The sequence below is a fragment of the Methylobacterium litchii genome (assembly GCF_038442315.1).
Classification (GTDB): domain Bacteria; phylum Pseudomonadota; class Alphaproteobacteria; order Rhizobiales; family Beijerinckiaceae; genus Methylobacterium; species Methylobacterium litchii.
This window is the reverse complement of the sequence record NZ_JBBXMY010000013.1, coordinates 94,177-109,928: the sequence shown is the minus strand read 5'-3', so window position 1 is coordinate 109,928 and position 15,752 is coordinate 94,177. Positions and strand designations below refer to the sequence as shown.

Below are 15,752 nucleotides of genomic sequence, written 5' to 3'. Positions count from 1 at the left end.
AAACCTGCGCGCCAAGCGTGGCTGTGGGCGAGAACGGGCCGATCCTTGCGTGAGCGGCGCGGCGTGTGCGCCGGCACACGCGCTTTCGGGGATTAGCGACCATCCCCCAGAACCGCCTGGACGAGGGCCAGGACCGCCACCGCCGCGGTGTCCGCCCGCAGGATGCGCGGGCCGAGGGACAGGGCCACCGTGTTCGGCCGGGCACGGATCGCCGCGCGCTCCTCCTCCGAGAAGCCGCCCTCCGGCCCGACCAGCACCGCGAGCGGCGGCGGGTTCGCCGGATCGGCGGCCTCGGACAGGGCACGCACCGGATCGGTGATGGGCGCGTCCTCATCGCAGAAGACGAGGAGGCGGGCCTCGTCCAGCCCAGCCAGGGCCTCGTCGAGGCGGAGCGGCGGCGCGAGTTCGGGGATCGCCAGGATGCCGCATTGCTCGGCGGCCTCGATGGCGTTGGCCTGGAGCCGATCCATGTTGATGCGGTCGCCCTGGGTGAAGCGGGTGATGACCGGGCGGATCAGACCCGCGCCCATCTCCACGGCCTTCTGCGCGAGATAGTCGAGCCGCGCGCTCTTCAGCGGCGCGAAGAGATAATGGAGGTCCGAGGGCGGGTGCTGCGGGCGCGTCCGCGCCACGCAATGGAGCTGCCCGTCCTTGCGGCCCGTCGCGACGAGGCGCGTGTGCCATTCGCCGTCGCGCCCGTTGAAGACGAGGACCGGATCGTCCTCCCCCCGCCGCAGCACGTTGATGAGGTAGTTCGCCTGCGCCCGTTCGAGCGGCAGCACGGTGCCGGCCGCGAGGGGCGTCTCTACGAAGAGGCGGGGGGCTTTGAAGTCGTAGGCCGGCATGGCCGGGTGGTCGCGCGTGCCCGCGCGGGTGTCAACGGACGCGGCGGCGGTCGGTGTTGCAGCCTTGCGACAGCCGGCGGATTTCGCCCTCTTCCCCAGGGCCTCACACGAGATGCACCCTACCGCTCGATTGACGCCACATTCCTATGGCGAAGCCGGTGGTAACGATCTCGTAACGCGTGGAGCGTGACGAGGCAGCGTGTCGAGGGGAGTCTCGGAATGACCTACAGGAGCTTCGTGCTGGGAGCGGCGTCGCTGGCGGCCGGTCTCCTGGTGTCCGGCCAGGTGAATGCCCAGAGCATGGCGACCACGATGCCGTCGTCGCCGTTGCCGACGACGCCGATGTCGACCCAGCCGACGGCCCCCGCGCCGACCGTCGCCAACGATTGCAACGGCATCCAGAAGACCCTGGCCGAGCGCAAGGCGCTGGTCAGCCGGGCCAACGCGGCCTCGACCTCGAAGAAGAAGATGACCCCCGGGGAGGCGTGCAGCCTGTTCGGCCGCCTCGTGACCAACGGGTCCGAGGGCATGAAGTGGATCGCCGCCAACAAGGAATGGTGCTCGATCCCCGATTCGTTCGCTGAAGGCTTCAAGGCGGACCACACCAAGGTCTCCGGCATCCGCACGCAGATCTGCGGCGTCGCGGCCCAGGCGTCGAAGATGGAAGCGCAGGCCCGCGCCCAGGCGCAGGCTGGCGGCGGTGGCGGCGGTCTCCTCGGCGGGCCGGGTCTGAGCGGATCGTTCAAGCTGCCGCAGGGCGCGCTCTGAGCACGCTGCCTCCCGCGAACGGGGCCGCCTTCCGAGATGGGCGCCCCGCCGATGCGGTCGCGGGTCATTGGGTCGATCGCCACGCTCCCCTGTCGTGGCGCCCCTACCTGCGCCTCGCCCGGATCGACCGGCCCATCGGCTGGTGGCTCCTGCTGCTCCCGTGCTGGTGGTCGGCCGCGCTGGCGGCCATCGCCGCCGACCGCACCTTCCCCGATCCGGTCGATTGCCTGCTGTTCCTGATCGGCGCCGTCGCCATGCGCGGGGCCGGCTCGACCTACAACGACATCGCCGACCGCGACCTCGACGCGAAGGTCGAGCGGACGCGGCTGCGCCCCCTCCCCTCGGGGCAGGTGCGGGTGCGCCACGCGGCTCTGTTCCTGCTGGCGCAGGCCCTCGTGGGCTTCGCGGTGCTGGTGCAGTTCAACGGCACGGCGATCCTCGTCGGGCTGTGCTCGCTGCTGCCGGTGGCGATCTATCCGTTCATGAAACGGATCATGTCCCTGCCGCAGCTCGTGCTCGGCTTCGCCTTCGGCTGGGGCGCGCTGATGGGCTGGGTCGCCGTGTTCGCGCATCTCGATGCGCCGCCGCTCCTGCTCTACGCCGCCTCCGTTGCCTGGATCGTCGGCTACGACACGATCTACGCGGTGCAGGACATCGAGGATGACGAGATGGCCGGCATCCGCTCCTCGGCGCGGCTGTTCGGCCGGCGTCTCAAGGGCGCGGTGGGGCTGTGCTACGGGCTGGCTGCGGCGCTGGTGGGGCTCGCCGCGTGGCGGGCCGGCGCGGGGCCGGTAGGCTTCCTGGGCGTCGCCGCCTTCGCCGGGCATCTGGCGTGGCAGGTCTTGCGGCTTCAGGAGCGGGACGGGGCCGGCGCTCTGCGGCTGTTCCGGTCGAACCGGGACGCGGGGTTGATTCTGTTCGCGGGCCTCACGGTCGATGCGCTGATCCGGGGCCTGTCCTAGGCCCGTCTCCCCTTATGAGCGGGCAATGATCTCGGCCTCGCCGCGGAAGATCTGCGGCCGGGCCGGCAGGCGACCGGTCTTGCGGCGGACGAGGAAGCGCGGACGGCGGGCGCCGAGTCCGGCATGGCGGCGGCGGAAGCGGGTCTTGCCGAGCATCAGACGCCCGACCTGCTGCGACACCGGCACGAGTGCGCCGTCCTCGCGGACGATCATCCGCACGAGGCCCGCCCGGGTGGCGAGGTCGCGCCAGGTGGCCACGACGTCCTCTTCCATGAAGGGGCCGAGGCGCTGCAGCGTCCGGCCCTCGGCATCCACGAGGATCAGGTGGAAGCAATCCTCGCCGCTGATGTCGGCATCTTCCTCGGCATAGGCGAGCGCCACGCCGACGGCGGGACGGGCGGCCGGGAGGCGGCCGATCAGCGGAAGGGGCGACACCGCGAAGGCGGGCATCGCCTGGATCGGGTCGTGGCTGTGGTCACGCATATCCATCGTCCGAGCCTCAGCGCCTTCCGGCGATTCTCACAAGTGGCGGCCCGGTCAGGCCGTCCGTTATGCGCAGCAAATTCGCATCGCCCTCCCTTGTTACGCCTTAAGAGCTGCAGTTAAGCGATTCTGGACAGGGACTTCACTGATGGAATGCTCAATGCTTCCTTGAATGCTCAATGTTTTCTTGCGACGACCCTTCAACATCGATTCATCATGTGCCGGGACCACCACCATTGGCCGCGACACGGCCGCGCTTGTGGCACGGGGGCATGAGGCTTAAGCTGACCGGACGCATCTTTCCCCGAACTCGGAACCCGGCGCCCGTCGCTGCCCGCGCGACCCTTTCCGCGCTGTCGCCGGCACGTCCGAAGCAGGACCAGAATGTCGAAGCCCTTCACCGACGCGAGCGTGGCGGACATGATGCCCGAACTGCGCACGGTGATGCGCGAGGCCGCCTCCATCGCGAAGCCGTTCTTCCGGAAGGGCCAGCAGACCACGGCGCGGGTCTGGTCGAAGGCCGGCGGCTCGCCGGTCACGGAGGCCGACGTCGCCGTCGACACCTTCCTGAAGATCCGCCTCAGCGAGATGGTGCCACAGGCGGCATGGCTGTCGGAGGAGACGGCGGACGACCACGCCCGGATCGGGCGGGACCTCGTGTGGATCGTGGATCCGATCGACGGCACCCGCGCCTTCCTCTCGGGGCATCCCGATTGGTCGATCGCCGTGGCTCTGCTCCATGCGGGCGAGCCGGTGATCGGCTTCGTGCACGCGCCGGCGCTCGGCGTCGCCTACGAGGCGGTGCGGGGCCAGGGCGCCTATCGCGATGAGCAGAAGATCGTGGTGGACCCGCGCGAGAGCCTGCACGCGGCCCGCATCACCGGGCCGAAGCCGATGCTCGACCGGCTGACGCGGGGCGCGGGGCCGGAGCCCGATTTCGTGCGAATCGACCGGATCCCGTCGCTGGCGTTACGCCTCGTGCGGGTGGCCGAAGGCTCCGTCGATGTGGGGATGATCTCGTCGGACGCGCGGGATTGGGATCTCGCGGCGGCCGATCTGGTGTTGCGGGAAGCCGGCGGCACCGTGTGCAGCCTGCGGGGCGAGGGCGCGGTCTACAACCGCGCCGATCCCGTCCATGGCGAGCTGGTCGCCCTTTCCAACGCCTTGCGCGATCCGGTGATCGCGGCCTGGGGCGCCTGAAGCGCCCCGACCGTCAGGCGGCGATCGTCTCCCGCAGCGAGACCGCGTTCGGCGCGAGGCCGAGACGGTCGGCGAGATGCCAGTGCAGCTCGCGCGAGGAGTGGTAGTTGTAGGAGCGGTCGATCAGGTGGCTCATGTCCCGGCCGGTCTTGCCGGCATCAGCGAGGCGGCCGACCTTGAAGGTGGGCGCATCGGTGACGGGGGAGCGGACGCTGCGGCGCCGCGTGAACTCGAACTGCATTCTCGTGTCTGCTTTTCTTATCTGGACCGGCGCGTCCCTGCGCATCCGGCGTCGTTTCTCATTATGGGTCCTGCGCTGTCCCGGACGCCTCTGCGCCCGGGACGGCTGTCGATTGGGGCCGTTCAGGGTGCCCCGTCAGTCTGGCTTTGGATCAGGCGGCCTGAAGGTTGCTGGCGGCGTCCTTGCCGCTGCGCTTGTCCTGCAGGATCTCGTAGGAAATCCGTTGGCCCTCGACCAGGTTGCGCATTCCGGCGCGCTCGACTGCGGAAATGTGGACGAAGATGTCCTTGCCGCCGTCATCGGGCTGGATGAATCCATAGCCCTTGGTCTCGTTGAACCACTTTACAGTGCCGGTATTCACGTAGTGTACCTCGTTCGTCCATAGATCGTGCGCGCGGCATCATGGCCGCAAATGGCACGACGGTCTGTCTGGTGTTTTCCAGAGCGGCGGGGCGCGAGACACAGAACCTTTCGCGTGAGCGTCGGTCTCGACAGGTGTGCCCCCCACCGACTTAGATAGGCCGACCCTGCGGCGGCAACAAGGCATCACCGGGGTCGCAACCGAGGCACGTCAGCGCCGCACCCTTCCGGCCCCTGTGTTTTCCCCGCCCGGCGGTGCATATAGAACAAAGGGAACAGCCGCTTACGGCTGGCACATCGGCCCGCCTCCGCACCGACCCTGTCGGCCGGAGCGGGCGCATCGAAACGGCTTCCGGGCGGTATATGGCAGGCATCTCGGTCTCGCTGGACGGCGCGAACATCCAGCTCTCGTTCCAGAAGGACGATCAGGCGACGGCGGTGGTGATGGATGCGCGGGCCGCCCGCGCGTTGATGCGCGCCGTCGGCCAGTTGCTCACGGCCATCGACGAATCGGACGAGGGCGACGACCCGGAAACCGCCGACGCGCTGGGCGAGGACATCGCCATGCTCGACGTGACCTCGGCGGCCATCGAAGTCGGCACCGACGAGGAGGGACAGGCCGTCGTCGCCTTCCAGGCGGGCGCCCTCCCCCCGTTCCAGCTTCGCCTAACGGACGAAGAGGCCCGTCACGTTGCGACGAGCCTCTCCGAAATCCTCGCAGCGCCGAGGGACGTCCGCGCCTCGCATGGCGGGCACTGACGTCCCGACGCGGATTACATCCGCGTGCCGGGGTCGGTCGGGGAGCCAGGGAACACGTCCGGCTCGGAGCCGGGACCGCCGGGTTCACCCACGCCGGGGTCGTTGACCGGGTAGGGCGTGCGCGGGCCGGTCGGCCCGATATCCGGCTCTTGATCGGGCGGCGGCGGGGGCAGCGGCAGATCGCCGGGGGTCGGATCGGGGATGCCTGGATTGGCCATGATCGGTGTCTCCTGACGCGTCCGGGTTCTGGGGGCCAACGGGTCCGGCACGGCCTTGTTCCGGGTGGAAACCCTGCTCGCCAATGGGGCGAACTGCCTCAATCGCTTAGGGAACAGGCAAGCGGTCAGACGGTTGGGCGGGCAACTCCACGATTGGGAGATGCCCCATGACCGACATCAAGCAAGCCAAGATCCTCATCATCGCCACGGACGGTTTCGAGGAGACCGAACTCACCGTGCCGCAGGCCAAGCTCTCCGAGGCCGGCGCCCAGGTGACCATTGCCGCGCCGAAGTCGCGCCAGAGCGAAGGCACCATCCGCAGCTGGGACAAGACCGACTGGGGCAAGGACGTGAAGGTCGATGCCGACATCGAGAGCCTCGACGCCTCCGGCTTCGATGCCCTCGTCCTGCCGGGCGGCCAGATCAACCCCGACAAGCTGCGCCTGGAGCCGAAGGCCCTTGAGATCATCAAGAGCTTCCTGACCAGCGGCAAGGTCGTCGCCGCGATCTGCCACGGCCCGTGGCTGCTGATCGAGGCCGGGGCGGTGAAGGGCCGCGACCTCACCTCGTTCCCGTCGATCAAGACCGACGTGATCAACGCGGGCGGCAACTGGCACGACAAGGACGTCGTGACGGATCAGGGCATCGTCACCAGCCGCAAGCCCGACGACCTCGACGCCTTCTGCAAGAAGATCATCGAGGAGATCGGCGAGGGCAATCACGGCCAGCGGCAGCTCGCCGCCTGAGGCACCTCACACGCCACGGGTGATTTCCAGCACCGTGGCCGATCGGAAGGGGCGGCCGTACTCGTCGCTCCCTTCCACGGTGATCCGGTGCGCTCCCGGCGGCAGGTCCGCCGGGAGACGCGCCGTCCAGACATGGCTCGACGGGATCGCCTGGACCCAGGATTTCTTGGCATCGGGATAGCGCGCGAAGAGTTCGGTGACGAACGGGTCCGGCCGGCGGGTGCGGACCATCGGCTCGGCCGGGCCATCGCCCACACGCCACGTCACCGCCGTCTTCGGGCCGCCGTCGAAGACGTTGACCACCACGAGGCTGTCGGCGAGCGCGTCCTGCGGGATCGGCGGACGCAGGGCCTCCATCGGCCGCAGCGCGCGCACGACCTCCGGCGCGCCGCTTCGGATCTGGCTCTCGAAGGCGATGCGCATCGTGCCGTCCGGCTCGCCCTGCGCCGGGATGTAGCGGGTGGTGTAGTCGGTCCCCCGCACGGAGAGGACGTGGAAGCCGTTCGGCGTCCCGTCACGGCTGTCGGCCGAGGGGATGCCCGTGCGGGTGTCCGGCCCGCTCCACCATGAGCCCGAGACGGCCGTCAGCACGTGGTGATGCAGCCCCTCCGCGAGGTAATGATGCTCCGTCGTGTGGGTGTGGCCGCAGATGGCCAGCACCTTCCGTCCGCGCAGGATGTCGAGCAGCGCCTCGCGGTCGGCGGTGTTGTTGTGCGGCCCGCTCGGCGTGGCGTCCGTCTGCAGCGGGATATGGGTCGCGAGGACGATCAGCGTATCGGCGGGCACCTCCGCGAGGAGGTTGCGCAGGAGGGCGAGGTTCCGCTCACCGAGCCGCCCCTCGTAGGTGTTGCCGCCGACCGGAACCGGCGGCCCGAGCCAGACCACGTTGTCGAGCAGCACGAACAGCGCCCGCCCGTGCTGGAAGGCGAAGGACGGAGCGCCGAAGACGCGCTTCCACGTCTCGCGGCTGTAGCGGGCGTCGGGCGCCTGCATGTTCAGGTCGTGATTGCCGGGGAGATTGTACCAGGGGATCCCGATGCGCCCGACGATGGCGTTCGACCGCCCGTAGAGGGAAAGGTCATCGAACAGCACGTCACCCGTCGTGAGGCCGAAGGCCGCCGGGATGCCCATCGCCCGCGCGACCGCCGTATCGCGAACGTGGTCGAGTTCGTGTCGCGTCTCCGGCTGCGGATCGGTGAAGAGCAGGACGTCGAAATCCTCCGGCTCGTCCTGCTTCGTCAGGGTGAAGTCGATGGAGGTGGGCAGCGGGCCGGTCGGCGCGACGCCCCGGTAGCGCAGGCCGATCTCGTGCGGCGTGCCCTCCGGCTGGTGGATGTAGCTGTGGCGGACGACGTTGTCGGCATCGCGCGGCAGGGCGTAGCCCGGCGGCTTGACCACGAAGACCGTGCCGTCGCCCGGCATCGGCAGCCGGTAGCGCCCCTGGGCATCGGTGCGCACCACCTCCTGCCCGTTGGAGACGAGGACGTTCGGCAGCGGCGCGCGGGCGGCGCCGTCGAGGCCGAACACGATGCCGGTGGCCTCCTTCGCCTCGGCTTCGGCGCGTCCGGCGGCGAGCGTCAGGACGGCGGCGCCGGCGAGGGTCTCGCGGCGGGTCAGAGGCGGCATGGGTGGCTCCATTCTGGCCCGGCCGATGCAGCAGATTTCAGCGACCGGCGCATGACAGCCGTGCCCCATACGAGAAAGGCCCGCGCCTGGGGAGACGCGGGCCTTCGGATCGCGGTGCGTGTCGCGCTTAGTTGGCGTCTTCGTCGCCCGGCTCGAAGGTCTGCGGCATGGTCGACTCGGCGCTCGCCACCGGGGTCGGGGCGCTGATGGTCGAGGGCACGTTCACGCCGTCACGCTTGTAGATGTCGTCGCGGAACTGCACGACGCCGTCCGGGGTCGCCCAGGCGGTGATGTAGGTCCAGTAGACCGGCACCGGCTGCGTGAGGGTGGCATCGACGCGCTTGCCGCTCTCGATGGCCTGCTCGACCTGCTCGCGGCCCCAGCCGGGCGTGTCCTTCAGCAGCCACGTGATGTACTCGCGCACGTTCTGCACGCGCACGCAGCCCGAGGAGATGAAGCGGAAATCGTCGCCGAACACGCCCTTGGTGTTCGTGTCGTGCATGAACACGCCGTAGGGGTTCGGGATGTTGATGCGGACGATGCCCATCGAGTTGAAGTCGGCGCCCGAATCCTGTCGGTAGGTGTAGCGGGTGCCCTCGTCGGAGTTCCAGTTCACCGCCTTCGGCGAGACTTCCTGGCCGTTCGACAGGATGCGGATCCGGTTATCCGTGAGGTAGTTCGGATCCTTCTGCATCTTCGGGATCAGATCCTTCTTCACGATGGAAGCCGGGACCGTCCAGGTCGGGTTGAAATTGATCTGCGTCGCCTTGGTGTTCATGATCGGCGACTGCCGGTCGATCTTGCCGACGCCGGCCGCGTGCAGGGTGACGATGCGGCCGTCCTCGACGGTCTGCACCAGAGCCGCCGGAATGTTGGTGATGACGAAGCGGCGGCCGAGGTCGCCCGAGTAGGAGCGCAGGCGCAGCACGTTGGTCTCGAGCTGGCGCAGGCGGATCTCGGCGGGCACGTTCATGGCCTGCTCGGTCGCCGCGCTCATGGCGCCGGTCTGGCTCAGGCCGTGACGGGCCTGGAAGCGCTTCACGCCGGCCGCGACGTAGGAATCATAGACGCCCGTGTTGGCCGAGGCCGGGTCGAGGTCGCCGGTCACGATCAGGCGCTGGCGCACGGCCGCCACGGCCGGGCCCTTCGAGCCGATGCGTAGGCGCTCGGCGCCGTTCACCGGACGCCAGCCACCGCGCGAGACGATCTCGCGGTACTTTTCGGCCATCTGCTCGGTGGCCGCGACGGTCTGCGGCGAGAGGATCGGCACCGTCTCGCGCTGGACCTGCATGGCGGCCGGCGCCGCGTAATCCTGCGCCCACTCGGCCTGCGCGTAGCCGGCCTGATCGCGGGCCGGAGCCGCCATCGCCACGCCGACGAGGGCGGTGCTCAGCGCAAGGCCGAGCACGGCCGTGGAGCGGAGGGGGGTGTACCGGTGATGTGCCTGTCTGCGCATGTGTCGCTGGCTCTGGTCCGGATGTCGTTTGGCCCGGGCGGCCTTCGGAGTGGTGGGCCGCACCGTGTCGTGATGGCGTTTAACACTCCCTATCGAAGGGGCCGGAATGTGGCGTCGCCGTGCGCCGCCGCACCTGAGGCGCGGCTTGATCGCCCCTGCGGCCTGCGCGCCACAGTCGATAAGGCCCATTCTCACCACCGTAAGTCGTCCACAGCGAGGGCGGCGCGGATCGGAGATCGCTCAAATTTGCGGGCGGAGTCGGCGATCGGCGCTTCTGGCGGTTTAAGGTTAACGAGAGGTAACTTCGCCACGCCGCGCCCGAGGCGCTAGGATTGCCCCGCCACCGCAGGATCCGCTGGGCGATGGTCCGGCCTGGGACAGACGGGGCCGCTCTGCGGCACAGGAGGCAGGATGAACGGGTACGACGTAACGTTTCGGGACAACCGGGAGTGGGTGGAGTTCGGAGCCAGCTACGTTCACTCGGACGCGTTCAAGGCCCTGTTCCGCGACGGGATGGCCCTCGTGGAGGAGACGGCGGGCTATCTCGACGGCGACGGGCGGGACGAATCGCGCCTCGTCTCGCGGGACGCGACCCTAAGCTACGCCGCCGAGAGCATGCGCCTGACGACGCTGCTCATGCAGATCGCGTCCTGGCTTCTGGTCCAGCGCGCCGTAGCCGAGGGCGAGATGACCCCCGCCCAGGCGACGGAGGAGAAGCACCGGGTGAAGCTCGGCGCCACGGAGCCGCCGAAGGCCGAGGCCTTCGCGCTCCTGCCGATGCGCCTGCAGCAGCTGATCCTGCGCACGCGGCGGCTGCACTCGCGCATCCTCCACCTCGACGGGCTGATCACCGAGGACCGGCCGACGCCGCGCCCGGTGGCGAGCCCGGTCGCGGCCCAGCAGGGACTGCTCCACGCGGTGTTCGGCCGTCGGGAGGGCTGAGCTAAGCCATCCCGTCGATGGCGACGGGAAGGTGCTGCGGCCCACGCAGGGCCGCACCGGACCGGTACGGCGGCGGGTCTTCCACGAGGCGCGGGTTCTTAAGCCGGCGCGTTAGGGCGGTCAGCGCCGATTCGGCCTCGAACCGCGCGAGGGGCGCGCCGACGCAGTAGTGCAGCGACCCGCCGAAGCCGAGATGGCGGCTTCCGACCCGGTCGGGGTTGAACGTGTCGGGATCGGGAAAGACCGAGGCGTCGCGGTTGCCGGCGGCCAGCAGCAACACGAGGTCCGCGCCCTGGGGGATCGTGACCCCGGCGATGTCGATGGGGCTGAGGGTCGTGCGGGTCCGGAACTGCACCGGGGGCTCGTAGCGCAGCAATTCCTCGATGACGCGGGGCGCCCGCGACGGGTCGGCCTTCAGCTTCTCGAACTCGTCCGGGTGGCGCAGCAGCGTCAGCAGGCCGTTGGTGATGAGGTTCACCGTGGTCTCGTGCCCGGCCACCAGCATCAGCACCGAGGTGGCGATCAGGTCGTAATCGCCCATCTTCACGCCCGCCGGCGTCACCTCGTTGGCGAGCCCCGAGAGCATGTCGTCCTTCGGGTGGCGGCGCTTGTCCTTGATGAGGCCGGACATGTAGTCGGCGATGGCGTCGAAGGTCCGGCTGTTCTCCGCGCGGTTCTCGTCGTCGGCGAGGCTGTCGGGCTCCAGGGCCGTGGCGAGCTGCGTCGCCCAGGAATGGAACTGCGCCTCGTCCTCGCGGGGCACGCCGAACAATTCACAGATCACCGTCACCGGCAGGGGATAGGCGAGGTCGTCCACCGCGTCGAAGCGGTGCGCGTCGCACTTGGCGTCCAGCAACTCCTCGACCAGCCGGTCGGAGCGGGCACGCATGCCCTGCACCCGCTCGCGGGTGAACTGGTGCATCACCGCCGCCCGCAGGGCATCGTGGTCCGGCGGATCGCGGAAGATGAAGGGTCGGTGCTGATTGGTGATCCGGTCCTTGATCGGCTTGATCAGGTAGTCCTTCACCGGGTTGCCGGTCTTTGGCCGGTCAGCCGGCGGCAGGGTCTCGGAACTCACCCTCGGATCGCCGAGCAGGCTCGCGATGGCGCCATGCGTGGAGGCCACCCAAGTGCCCTCCGGCGTGCCGTCGTCCTGGTGCGAGACCGGGTTCTGCCGCAGCTTGGCGTAGATCGGGTACGGATTCGCCCGGTTGGCGAAGTCCTTCACTTGGTTGAGGAGAGTGGCGTCGGCCATAATGTCGGCTCCGTTGCCGGTCTGTCAGGCGAAGCCCGGATCCTGGATCTCGAGGTCGCGCAAGGGACGGTCGGTGGCCGTCTCGGTCGGGGGGAAGGGCGCGGCGGTGGCGACCTTTTCGGCGTAGATCGGGAGCCAGCGGGCGCTGTCGACGGCGACCGCCGCGATGCACCGTCCGGCCCGGCCGTAGACGGCGACGAAGCGGCGCTCAGCCGGGTTGCCCTGCACGATGGCGACCGCGTCGGCGCCGTCCGTGAGGCCGGCCGACTTGACCACCATGGTGCCCTGGGTGGACCAGAAGTTCGGCACCGCCGCGTAGGGCGCGGCGGGTTCGAGCCCCGCGAGCAGGCGCCCGGCATACTCGGCCTGCGCGACCGCATGGCCCCAATGCTCCAGCGCCACCCGCCGTCCGCCATAGAGCGGGTGGGGAAAGCGCGCGACATCCCCCGCTGCCGTGATGGCGCGGTCGGGGCGGCTCTGATCGTCGAGGACGAAGCCGTGCTCGTCGCAATCGAGCCCGCCGGGATCGGCCGAGAGGCCGGAGCCGTCGAGCCATTCGATGTTGCGCACGGCGCCGAGGGCGACGACCACGACATCGGCCTTCAGATGCTTGCCGTCGGCGAGCCGCACGCCGGTGACACGGCCGTCCTTGTGTTCGAGATGCTCGACCTCGCTGCCGAAGCGCATCTCGACGCCCGCCTTGCGATGCACCTCACCGATCATCCCGCCCACGGTGGTGCCGAGCACCCGCGAGAGCGTGGTGGCGGCGGGATCGACGAGGCTGACCTTCAGGTCGAGTTCGCGGCAGACGGCGGCGACCTCGCAGCCGATGAAGCCAGCGCCGATCACCACGACGCGCTTCGGCCGCGCGGCCAGGACCTCGCGCAGCGCGGCGGAATCGTCACGGGTGCGGATGGTGAAGACGTTGGCGAGCCGCGCCTCGTCCTCGTGCACCCAGGGCCGCGCCCGCGTGCCGGTGGCGATGAGCAGGCGGTCGTAGGGAAGGCTGTCGCCGTCCGTGAGGTGGACGATCCGCGCCTCGCGGTCGAGGGCGCGCGCGCCGACGCCGAGGCGCCACGTCACGTCATCCGTCAGGTCCGAGGGCAAGCGGCTGGAATCGGCCGGCAGGTGTCCGAGCAGGACATGCTTCGACAGGGGCGGCCGGTCGTAGGGGCGGTGCGGCTCGTCGCCGACCAGGGTGAGCTGGCCACGATAGCCCGACGCCCGCAGGGCTTCGGCCCCGCGCAGGCCCGCGAGCCCGGCCCCGACCACGACGATGCGCTCCGGCGGAGGAAGGTCGGCCATGTCAGGATTGGCTGTCTTCGACGCGGATCGCTTGGACCGGGCAGGCCAGGCGGGCGCGCTCGATGTCGAGGCGGTCGGCCGCCGAGGGCGCCGGATCGTAGAATAGCGCCTCACGCCCATCGATGCGGAAATGTCGCGGTGCCGCGTAGCAGCACTGCGCGTAAGCTTGGCAGAGGTTGAGATCGACGCTGACCCGCAAGGGGGCCGCATCACGGGTCATGTCAGATGGCATCGGCTCGCAAACCACTCCGGCGGGGTGGAGTTCCGTCGAAGGTCTTCGCGCCGCATCGAAAAACCGAATATCCGGTTTGCGTGTCCGCCTGTGCGCCGAAACAGCTCAATAATCCACCGAGATCGAAATTAACTCACTTTCGTGTTCGATAGCGATTTGAGTTGTAGAAGTTTGCCGCGCATTGCGGCGCGCCATATCTCGAATCGTGTGATTGCTGTATAGTCCTTGGCAATCCTGCACCGCCTTCGTGGCAGCATCTTTCGGGAGGTCCCCATGCCGCACGGCGTGCGCAGCAGCCTCATCGCCGCCCTTCTCTGTACCGGTTTCGCCGCCCATGCGGCGGACGGCTCGACATGGACCGATCCGCCGGCCCGCCAGTCGGAAGCGGCCAAGCCCGCTCCCCAGGCCGCCAAGCCGGAGACGCCGGCCGCCGTCTCGGCGCCCGTGCGCAAGGAAGCGCGGGTGAAGCGCCGGTCTGTCGAGGCGCCCCGCCGAGTGGCCGTGCGGCATCGCCGCGTCCGCGTCGCCCACGAGGCGCCCCCGCCCCGCATGATCCCTGCGCATGCGCCTCGGATCGTGGCGATGGCCCCGCCGCGCCGCTACGTCTACCGCACCTACAGCGAGGCCGGCTTCCCGCCCTCCTACGAGGACCAGCGCCTCGACCGGCTGAGCACGGCGGTGGGGTCGGGCTACCTCGTGATGCGTCGGCGCACCTTGGAATATCCGGATGGGCGGGTGATCCGCTATTACCGTCCGGTCGAGGATGACGGGATGGAGTGAGGCGCGCGCCTCACTGCGACGTACGAAGCTTCACGGCCGCAGGGCCGGTGAAGCGGTCGCCGAGCAGGGCGCCATCGGGCACCTCCCGCGCGAAGCGGGTGGTGACGCGGGAGGGGCCGTCGACCGGCAGGGCCGGGGCGACGGATTGAGGCTTCGCGGTGGCCACGCGCACCGGCACGTTGCGGCCCGCCGGGGCGGCCACCGGCCCCATCGCCACCGCCTCGAACAGCGAACGCAATTGGAGCTTCGAATCCGCATCCGGCCCCACGAGGGTCGCGTGCGGCGTCGGCGCGGGCGCGGCGGGAATCGCCGCGCGGAGCGGCAACGCCATCCCACCGTCGAGGGCAGCGAGTTGCACCGGGCGCGGCGGCGGAAGCGGCATGGTGATCGCGGCGGCGGCGATGATGGACGCCTCGCTCGGGCGACGCGGCGGGAGCGGCGCCACGACGGAGGGCAGCGCGGACTCGGTGTCCGGCGCGGCGGCGCGCTCGGCGGTCAGCATCGCTTTCGCGTCGGCCTGCGGCGCGGCGGCCGGCGCCGCGTAGGCCAGGGCGGCCTTCGCCCCGCTCGTGTCCTCGACATCGGCGCTCGCGACGGCGACGACCGGCGGCGCCTTGCCCCGGCGCGCGGCGACGACGGGTGCAGGCGGCGCGACGGGCTCCGGCTTCGCGCCGCCGAACAGGCCGGCGAGGAAGCTCATCAGGCTCGGCCCGTCCTCCTCCTCGCCCCCGGCCAACTGCGTGGTGATGCCGGCGACCGTGCCGCCGCGTGCCAGGATCTCGGCCTTCGCCTCCTCGTAGCGGGCCATCGGGTGGCCGTCGGCGGGCAGGTGGACGGTCTTTCCGTCCGGGAACAGGCGGGCCAACTGGTCGTGCGTCATGCGCGGCCAGGAGCGCACCGAGCCGACATCCATGTGGATGAACGGCGTGTTGGCGCGAGGATACCAGCCCACGCCGCCACGCGACATCAGGAACCCGACCTCGCGGATCCGGTCGATCGCGACGTCGGGCAGGTAGAAATCCATCGCCTTGCCGAGCATGTGCTGGCTGTATTCGGCCACCGCCTTCGAGCGCCGCCGGAGCATGGCGTTGGTGCCGGGGGAGCGATAGGCCGAGACGATGTTGATCGGCTGGCTGGAGCCGACCTGCCGGTAGGCCTCCCACACCGTATCGAACAGGCGCGGGTCCATCTTGGTGGGCTCGTTGACCCGCCAATCGCGCAGCAACCAGTTCAACTGGTCGAGGGCGGCGCGGTCGTAGCGGCCGTCCCGCTTGAAGGTGACGGTCAGGCTCTCTTGCGTGTGCGTGTGATAGATCGAGAGGGTGCGGGTGTCGCCGTTGGCGACCGCGTTCTCCGTCTCCACCGTGCCCGCGACCATCGCCGCCAGGATGCCCGATGCGGCGACGACCCACCGGCGGATCGATCGGGTGGAGACGCGACTGGTCGGCACGGCACTCTCCTCCCGGAGCCCGCCCGAGGCGGGACGATCCGTGGCCGTGCCTGAAGTCACTCCGCGCGGCCATCACGGCCGAACGGCTAAGCCTGGACCATGGCGAAATCGTGCCCGGCCGTGC

At 69.8% G+C, this 15,752-nt stretch carries 18 protein-coding genes; 7 read left to right on the top strand and 11 right to left on the bottom strand.

What is annotated here, in order from left to right:
- Nucleotides 1-92: 92 nt before the first annotated feature.
- Complete coding sequence (locus AAHF99_RS20760; RefSeq protein ID WP_342166361.1) at nucleotides 93-845, bottom strand: 16S rRNA (uracil(1498)-N(3))-methyltransferase; 753 nt, start codon at nucleotides 843-845, stop codon at nucleotides 93-95.
- A 342-nt stretch (nucleotides 846-1,187) separates the two neighbouring features.
- Between AAHF99_RS20760 and AAHF99_RS20755 the strand changes: the two genes are divergently transcribed.
- Both AAHF99_RS20755 and ubiA read left to right on the top strand, forming a co-directional pair.
- Nucleotides 1,188-1,613: a hypothetical protein gene (locus AAHF99_RS20755; RefSeq protein WP_342166392.1), complete on the top strand. Its 426-nt coding sequence runs from the start codon at nucleotides 1,188-1,190 to the stop codon at nucleotides 1,611-1,613.
- Nucleotides 1,610-2,575 (top strand): 4-hydroxybenzoate octaprenyltransferase, encoded by a 966-nt coding sequence (gene ubiA / locus AAHF99_RS20750; protein ID WP_412759923.1) that lies wholly within the window; start codon nucleotides 1,610-1,612, stop codon nucleotides 2,573-2,575. The genes AAHF99_RS20755 and ubiA overlap by 4 nt, the downstream gene beginning before the upstream one ends.
- Nucleotides 2,576-2,587: 12 nt before the next feature.
- Here the strand turns inward: ubiA and AAHF99_RS20745 are convergent, their stop codons facing one another.
- Entirely contained in the window at nucleotides 2,588-3,058 is a 471-nt protein-coding gene (locus AAHF99_RS20745; protein WP_342166360.1) for a DUF6101 family protein, read from the bottom strand.
- 384 nt (nucleotides 3,059-3,442) lie between these two features.
- Here AAHF99_RS20745 and AAHF99_RS20740 point away from each other — a divergent pair, with 384 nt between their 5' ends.
- Nucleotides 3,443-4,258: an inositol monophosphatase family protein gene (locus tag AAHF99_RS20740; RefSeq protein WP_342166359.1), complete on the top strand. Its 816-nt coding sequence runs from the start codon at nucleotides 3,443-3,445 to the stop codon at nucleotides 4,256-4,258.
- Nucleotides 4,259-4,271: 13 nt separating this feature from the next.
- On the opposite strand, the gene AAHF99_RS20735 is transcribed toward AAHF99_RS20740, so the two are convergent.
- Both AAHF99_RS20735 and AAHF99_RS20730 read right to left on the bottom strand, forming a co-directional pair.
- Nucleotides 4,272-4,499 (bottom strand): AsnC family transcriptional regulator, encoded by a 228-nt coding sequence (locus AAHF99_RS20735; protein ID WP_243958361.1) that lies wholly within the window; start codon nucleotides 4,497-4,499, stop codon nucleotides 4,272-4,274.
- A gap of 151 nt (nucleotides 4,500-4,650) precedes the next feature.
- The gene (locus tag AAHF99_RS20730; RefSeq protein ID WP_243958359.1) at nucleotides 4,651-4,860 is read right to left on the bottom strand and encodes a cold-shock protein; all 210 of its coding nucleotides are present in this window, start codon (nucleotides 4,858-4,860) and stop codon (nucleotides 4,651-4,653) included.
- Nucleotides 4,861-5,222: 362 nt separating this feature from the next.
- Here AAHF99_RS20730 and AAHF99_RS20725 point away from each other — a divergent pair, with 362 nt between their 5' ends.
- Nucleotides 5,223-5,618 carry a hypothetical protein gene (locus tag AAHF99_RS20725; RefSeq protein WP_342166358.1) on the top strand — a complete coding sequence of 132 codons (396 nt, stop codon included), beginning with the start codon at nucleotides 5,223-5,225 and terminating at the stop codon, nucleotides 5,616-5,618.
- Nucleotides 5,619-5,632: 14 nt separating this feature from the next.
- Here the strand turns inward: AAHF99_RS20725 and AAHF99_RS20720 are convergent, their stop codons facing one another.
- Nucleotides 5,633-5,836 (bottom strand): hypothetical protein, encoded by a 204-nt coding sequence (locus AAHF99_RS20720; RefSeq protein ID WP_243958355.1) that lies wholly within the window; start codon nucleotides 5,834-5,836, stop codon nucleotides 5,633-5,635.
- A 167-nt stretch (nucleotides 5,837-6,003) separates the two neighbouring features.
- Here AAHF99_RS20720 and AAHF99_RS20715 point away from each other — a divergent pair, with 167 nt between their 5' ends.
- Entirely contained in the window at nucleotides 6,004-6,582 is a 579-nt protein-coding gene (locus tag AAHF99_RS20715) for a type 1 glutamine amidotransferase domain-containing protein (RefSeq protein WP_342166357.1), read from the top strand.
- 6 nt (nucleotides 6,583-6,588) lie between these two features.
- Here AAHF99_RS20715 and AAHF99_RS20710 read toward each other — a convergent pair whose 3' ends face one another.
- Both AAHF99_RS20710 and AAHF99_RS20705 read right to left on the bottom strand, forming a co-directional pair.
- Nucleotides 6,589-8,208 carry a calcineurin-like phosphoesterase family protein gene (locus tag AAHF99_RS20710; RefSeq protein ID WP_342166356.1) on the bottom strand — a complete coding sequence of 540 codons (1,620 nt, stop codon included), beginning with the start codon at nucleotides 8,206-8,208 and terminating at the stop codon, nucleotides 6,589-6,591.
- A gap of 127 nt (nucleotides 8,209-8,335) precedes the next feature.
- Nucleotides 8,336-9,664: a L,D-transpeptidase family protein gene (locus AAHF99_RS20705; RefSeq protein WP_243958349.1), complete on the bottom strand. Its 1,329-nt coding sequence runs from the start codon at nucleotides 9,662-9,664 to the stop codon at nucleotides 8,336-8,338.
- 411 nt (nucleotides 9,665-10,075) lie between these two features.
- Between AAHF99_RS20705 and rcdA the strand changes: the two genes are divergently transcribed.
- Complete coding sequence (rcdA, locus tag AAHF99_RS20700) at nucleotides 10,076-10,606, top strand: protease adaptor protein RcdA (RefSeq protein WP_243958347.1); 531 nt, start codon at nucleotides 10,076-10,078, stop codon at nucleotides 10,604-10,606.
- Between the two features lies 1 nt (nucleotide 10,607).
- Here rcdA and AAHF99_RS20695 read toward each other — a convergent pair whose 3' ends face one another.
- The 3 genes from AAHF99_RS20695 to AAHF99_RS20685 are packed head-to-tail and all read right to left on the bottom strand — an operon-like array spanning nucleotide 10,608 to nucleotide 13,386.
- The gene (locus AAHF99_RS20695) at nucleotides 10,608-11,861 is read right to left on the bottom strand and encodes a cytochrome P450 (RefSeq protein WP_342166355.1); all 1,254 of its coding nucleotides are present in this window, start codon (nucleotides 11,859-11,861) and stop codon (nucleotides 10,608-10,610) included.
- Nucleotides 11,862-11,885: 24 nt separating this feature from the next.
- A complete protein-coding gene (locus tag AAHF99_RS20690; protein WP_342166354.1) occupies nucleotides 11,886-13,166 on the bottom strand; it encodes an NAD(P)/FAD-dependent oxidoreductase in 1,281 nt (426 codons plus the stop codon).
- Nucleotide 13,167: 1 nt separating this feature from the next.
- On the bottom strand, nucleotides 13,168-13,386 hold the full coding sequence (locus tag AAHF99_RS20685; RefSeq protein WP_342166353.1) for a ferredoxin: 219 nt from the start codon (nucleotides 13,384-13,386) through the stop codon (nucleotides 13,168-13,170).
- A gap of 285 nt (nucleotides 13,387-13,671) precedes the next feature.
- Here AAHF99_RS20685 and AAHF99_RS20680 point away from each other — a divergent pair, with 285 nt between their 5' ends.
- Nucleotides 13,672-14,178, top strand: a complete 507-nt coding sequence (locus AAHF99_RS20680) for a hypothetical protein (RefSeq protein ID WP_342166352.1) — start codon at nucleotides 13,672-13,674, stop codon at nucleotides 14,176-14,178.
- Between the two features lie 10 nt (nucleotides 14,179-14,188).
- Here AAHF99_RS20680 and AAHF99_RS20675 read toward each other — a convergent pair whose 3' ends face one another.
- Nucleotides 14,189-15,628 carry a DUF882 domain-containing protein gene (locus AAHF99_RS20675; RefSeq protein WP_342166350.1) on the bottom strand — a complete coding sequence of 480 codons (1,440 nt, stop codon included), beginning with the start codon at nucleotides 15,626-15,628 and terminating at the stop codon, nucleotides 14,189-14,191.
- Nucleotides 15,629-15,752 lie beyond the last annotated feature (124 nt).

Coding starts and splice junctions, on each gene's coding strand:
- AAHF99_RS20695 (WP_342166355.1), bottom strand. CDS start 11,861: ATGGCCGACGCCACTCTCCTCAACCAAGTGAAGGACTTCGCCAACCGG.
- AAHF99_RS20690 (WP_342166354.1), bottom strand. CDS start 13,166: ATGGCCGACCTTCCTCCGCCGGAGCGCATCGTCGTGGTCGGGGCCGGG.
- AAHF99_RS20710 (WP_342166356.1), bottom strand. CDS start 8,208: ATGCCGCCTCTGACCCGCCGCGAGACCCTCGCCGGCGCCGCCGTCCTG.
- AAHF99_RS20725 (WP_342166358.1), top strand. CDS start 5,223: ATGGCAGGCATCTCGGTCTCGCTGGACGGCGCGAACATCCAGCTCTCG.
- AAHF99_RS20740 (WP_342166359.1), top strand. CDS start 3,443: ATGTCGAAGCCCTTCACCGACGCGAGCGTGGCGGACATGATGCCCGAA.
- AAHF99_RS20745 (WP_342166360.1), bottom strand. CDS start 3,058: ATGCGTGACCACAGCCACGACCCGATCCAGGCGATGCCCGCCTTCGCG.
- AAHF99_RS20720 (WP_243958355.1), bottom strand. CDS start 5,836: ATGGCCAATCCAGGCATCCCCGATCCGACCCCCGGCGATCTGCCGCTG.
- AAHF99_RS20715 (WP_342166357.1), top strand. CDS start 6,004: ATGACCGACATCAAGCAAGCCAAGATCCTCATCATCGCCACGGACGGT.
- AAHF99_RS20735 (WP_243958361.1), bottom strand. CDS start 4,499: ATGCAGTTCGAGTTCACGCGGCGCCGCAGCGTCCGCTCCCCCGTCACC.
- AAHF99_RS20705 (WP_243958349.1), bottom strand. CDS start 9,664: ATGCGCAGACAGGCACATCACCGGTACACCCCCCTCCGCTCCACGGCC.
- AAHF99_RS20755 (WP_342166392.1), top strand. CDS start 1,188: ATGTCGACCCAGCCGACGGCCCCCGCGCCGACCGTCGCCAACGATTGC.
- AAHF99_RS20680 (WP_342166352.1), top strand. CDS start 13,672: ATGCCGCACGGCGTGCGCAGCAGCCTCATCGCCGCCCTTCTCTGTACC.
- AAHF99_RS20760 (WP_342166361.1), bottom strand. CDS start 845: ATGCCGGCCTACGACTTCAAAGCCCCCCGCCTCTTCGTAGAGACGCCC.
- rcdA (WP_243958347.1), top strand. CDS start 10,076: ATGAACGGGTACGACGTAACGTTTCGGGACAACCGGGAGTGGGTGGAG.
- AAHF99_RS20685 (WP_342166353.1), bottom strand. CDS start 13,386: ATGACCCGTGATGCGGCCCCCTTGCGGGTCAGCGTCGATCTCAACCTC.